This window comes from Sphingobacterium shayense, from assembly GCF_013179575.1.
GTDB lineage: Bacteria > Bacteroidota > Bacteroidia > Sphingobacteriales > Sphingobacteriaceae > Sphingobacterium > Sphingobacterium shayense.
Genome location: NZ_JABMCQ010000250.1, coordinates 1 through 3,909, shown reverse-complemented (window position 1 = coordinate 3,909; position 3,909 = coordinate 1). Strand labels below are relative to the sequence as shown.

The 3,909-nt window shown below is 43.1% G+C and carries 3 protein-coding genes; all 3 read right to left on the bottom strand.

What is annotated here, in order from left to right:
* On the bottom strand, positions 1–960 hold a 960-nt coding region (locus tag HP439_RS18190), incomplete at its 3' end, for a nitronate monooxygenase (protein WP_216657900.1).
* Positions 961–1,543: 583 nt separating this feature from the next.
* Entirely contained in the window at positions 1,544–2,482 is a 939-nt protein-coding gene (locus tag HP439_RS18185; protein ID WP_172391751.1) for a hypothetical protein, read from the bottom strand.
* Between the two features lie 6 nt (positions 2,483–2,488).
* Positions 2,489–3,909, bottom strand: a 1,421-nt coding sequence (locus HP439_RS18180; RefSeq protein WP_172391750.1) for an ABC transporter ATP-binding protein, incomplete at its 5' end; no start/stop codon positions are given.

Genomic DNA, 3,909 nt, shown 5'->3' with positions numbered 1-3,909 from the left:
GCCCCAAGTTTTATCCCCCATGAGTACTTTGGCTTCCGTCACTAACTCTTTCGCACTTTTACCTTTAAGCAGCGATAGCGCGACAAAAGGCAGGCCGCCAGCTTCGGCAACAGAATTAGCAAACAAAGGCACATCACTAACGCGCGTCATTGGTCCCTGCGCAATAGGATATCGGATTTCTAGTTGTCTAGCCAGAGGATTGTTTTGATCGATGACATCCAGTGCCTTTGCCTGCTTCAGATGCCCGTACATTGCTTCCTGAAACCCAAACACGAGATTCTTTAAACTTCTGAAGTTCTCGTATAAATCTACCGCTAAGGCAATGTCCTGCCCCATTGGGATGTAAGCTTTAGTCGGATCAAGACTTGTAAAATGTGATATTAGTTCGTCCGCCTTGGCTTCTTCCGATAATAATGGAGAATCCGGCCGCACGAGCACGCGGTGATTAGCGATAATTTTTGTTTCGGTACCGTTCAGTTTGGAGCAAAGACTTTTAAACTCGCTAGGCAGCGTACACTCCGGAAATAACGCAAGCTGGCTATCGAGAACCACTCCGAGAGCGCCCAGTGCGCATGCAGCGGCAGCGGTGTGTAACCCTATGCCTCCTTGCAGCCATACCGGTATATCCTTGATTTCTTTGATGAGCCGTTGGAACAGAACAAATGTTGATTCATAACCTACCTTACCAGCCGCCTCATTGCCTTTTACGATGATACCATCCGCACCCACTTCCAGCGCCTTTTTTGCGTCCTGCAATGTGCTGACTTGATAAATAATAGTCCGGCCTGAAATAGCGGGCATAGAAATCCCAAAAGGGAGAATAACTAAACTGACTTTGTCCGGGAGATCCAAGGACATAAGTCCGTTACTAGGGAAATAAATACCATAGCTAGAAATGTCCACTTCTTCCAGCTGGCTCAGCGCTTGTTGAGCTATTATCGGATCATAACCGAGGCTCAATACAGGAAATGCTCCTGCCTTATGAAATTTCGGGATGAGCCTGATATCAGGGCTTTCAAAGGGGGTTAATCCAATAACGGTTAAATTTTTCATTGCAAGGGCGATGTTGAATGATGGTTGGTAGTCCTATTCTAAAATATACAGAATTCGATCTCCGCATACAGTATTTTATAGTACAATAAAAGTAAATAATTTTTGTCGTATTTTTAGAAGAAGGGATAATTTAATAACAAAATTTTAATAAAAAATTGATAAATGCCGTAATAGCAACATTAAAACACTCCCCTCAGTGTATATTTAACAATTGATTATAAGGCTATGAAAATAAAATAGGTTTTATCATATTAATATAGAAGACGATATCAAATGATATTAAAATGAAAAAAAATTAACTATAACATTGATAGTCATCGACAACGTCCACCCATACAAAAAACAGAGGAGAAAGTACAATTAAAGCTTACCAAAATAGGTTAGTCTGACGGGAAAAACTTTCCACGCTATTGAATCCGTCATTCTTCTGAAAAGCCCCATCAGCTAGGTCAGGTATTTCGCTCAGCATCCTTGCTAACTAGAAAGGTTTTTATCCCTGCGAAGAAGCCTCTGAATACGAAAGTAGCGCCGCATCCTTATCCGGTAAACATTGCAAATATCCGACCGGCACATTTTGCACAATGAGCTGAAGAATTTCAAGCATACTACTAAATAACGAGGGGTTCCAGCGTATTGCCGAACCGCTTGGCAATAACGCGATCAACGCGTCTTTACCCTGCTTCCATGACAATTTATTAAAAGGGGCTTGCTCCAACCGAATTATAGCGCCTAATCTCACGGCCTTTTGCTTGTAACAGTGCGTTTTACCACTCCACGGCGTACCGTATATGATAACTTGCCCATCATCATGCACTCGCACCGCCGGATTGTCATCATTTAATAAGGCTGTACCAGAAATATGACTTAACCACAGTCTACTATGAGTACTTTTTCCTGTCCCACTTTTCCCTAAAAAGGCGTATCCATAACCCTCCTTTTCGATCACCGAGGAATGCAGAAGTATAGTCTTATGCGCTAATACAGCCTGCCCGAAAGCCACCATAATCAACCAGTTACATTTAAAGGTAGAATATAACTCATCCGGATCAGCATAGATTATGGACTGGGTAAACTCCTTAGTGCTCACCATCTTCCAAGGTTTCCCTTCTGAGTCCGATGCGTCAATACTAGTGATATAGTGTTCATCGGTTTCTTCAAAACGAAAACGTTCGTCGAGTATCATCGAGACATCGCTTAAAAGTCGCGCCTTTGGATCATTAGCCGGTGCCGGTTTCATGGAGATATCAAAAACAGCAACCAAACTGCCCGTTTGCGGACATTCGGGTTCAGAAAAAGGAGCAAAACTTGCCAGTCCCTTTCTAATATCAATAATTTCATCGTATTGAATCGCTATAAAATGGTTCGCAATCCGAAAATAAGCACAGCGTTTATCAAGTCTACTAGCTATAAACTGCTCGTTGTTCATCATTTCTCTTTACCTAATATAAATTGTTTGATCACACGCTTCAGCCAGCGCCAAATCATGCGTTACAAATACAAGAATCTTTTCCTTTCCCGCTTCAAGCAATCGCCTAGTGAGTTCCACAGCAGTAGCTGGGTCAAGTGCTGAGGTTACTTCATCAAAGAGCCATATGCCGCAATCCCGAAGTAAGGCTCTAGCTACTGCTATCCGCTGCGCCTGTCCTTCAGATAGACCATGTCCGGACTCACCAACAAATGTATCAAGTCCCTCGGGTAAATCATAAACAAAAGAGGCACATGCAACATATAACGCGTTTCTCAATCTTTCTTCAGGAAGGCGGTCTTCTGAAGCTTGCAGGTTCTCGCGAATGGTTCCGCTAAATAACTTATCGCCCTGCGGAACATATGCAAAATTAACACGGTGCATAGCTGAAAGAGGCACCATTTTCCCGTCTGCATCAAGTCTGATCTCACCAGAGTTTGGAGTAAGTATACGAAGAAGCAAGCGAATGAGTGTGGTCTTTCCCTTGCCGCTAGCACCAACTAACGCTGTCGGCCGGCCTCGCATAAAGGTTGCTTCCAAATTATCAAGCACCTGTTTGTCTTCGTAACGAAAATTTATCTTCTGCAATTGTACCTTTTGAATGCTATTAAAATATTCTCCTTCGACTTCCTTTTCGGTTTCTGTAAGCAGTATCTCATTTAGTCTATCGAGCGATGTTCTAAAGCGAACAAATAGCGGTACAAATCCCATCAATACCAGCACAGGACCCTGAATACGTGAAACCAATTGAAGGAATGCAGAGAGGGTTCCAAAAGTGATTTCTCCCGAGTGCAATTTATATATACCCCAAGTAAATGTGACGAGAAAACCAGTATTAATGACCAGATTCATTACGCCTTTCGAGAGAGTGGAAAAATTTAGCACCCCCATTTTCATGTCATAGATGTTGTCCTGCGCAGCTTCTACCTTCCTCCAACGGAAAATACCTAGATTTAATGCCCGAATAGATAGTCGGAGGCGCAGGTTTTCTTGGACTACATTCCCAAGCATACTTTCCGCCTGCTTGAGTCGAAGATTTAATGTTCGAAACCTTCGAAAATATAATCTGGAGAAAACCATAAGAGGACAGATGGCAACTAATATTAGTGCAAGAACGGGATCCATCCAAAAAAGAAATCCTGTGGCAGCCAAAATACGCAGCACTGTTATTACCGAGGCAATAGCTGAATTCCCAATTACCTGAACCACCTCTTTGCAGTCGGAGTCCACCCGCACCATAATGTCGCCGGTGTGCCAATTCTTCACAACTCCCCACACCGCATGCATCTGTGTTTGTACGACATTTTTCTGCAAACGTTGAAGCATTTGAGCCCGCGTCCGTTCATTTAACCAGGTAGAATATAAACTCACGACCGCTCCAAGCACAACGC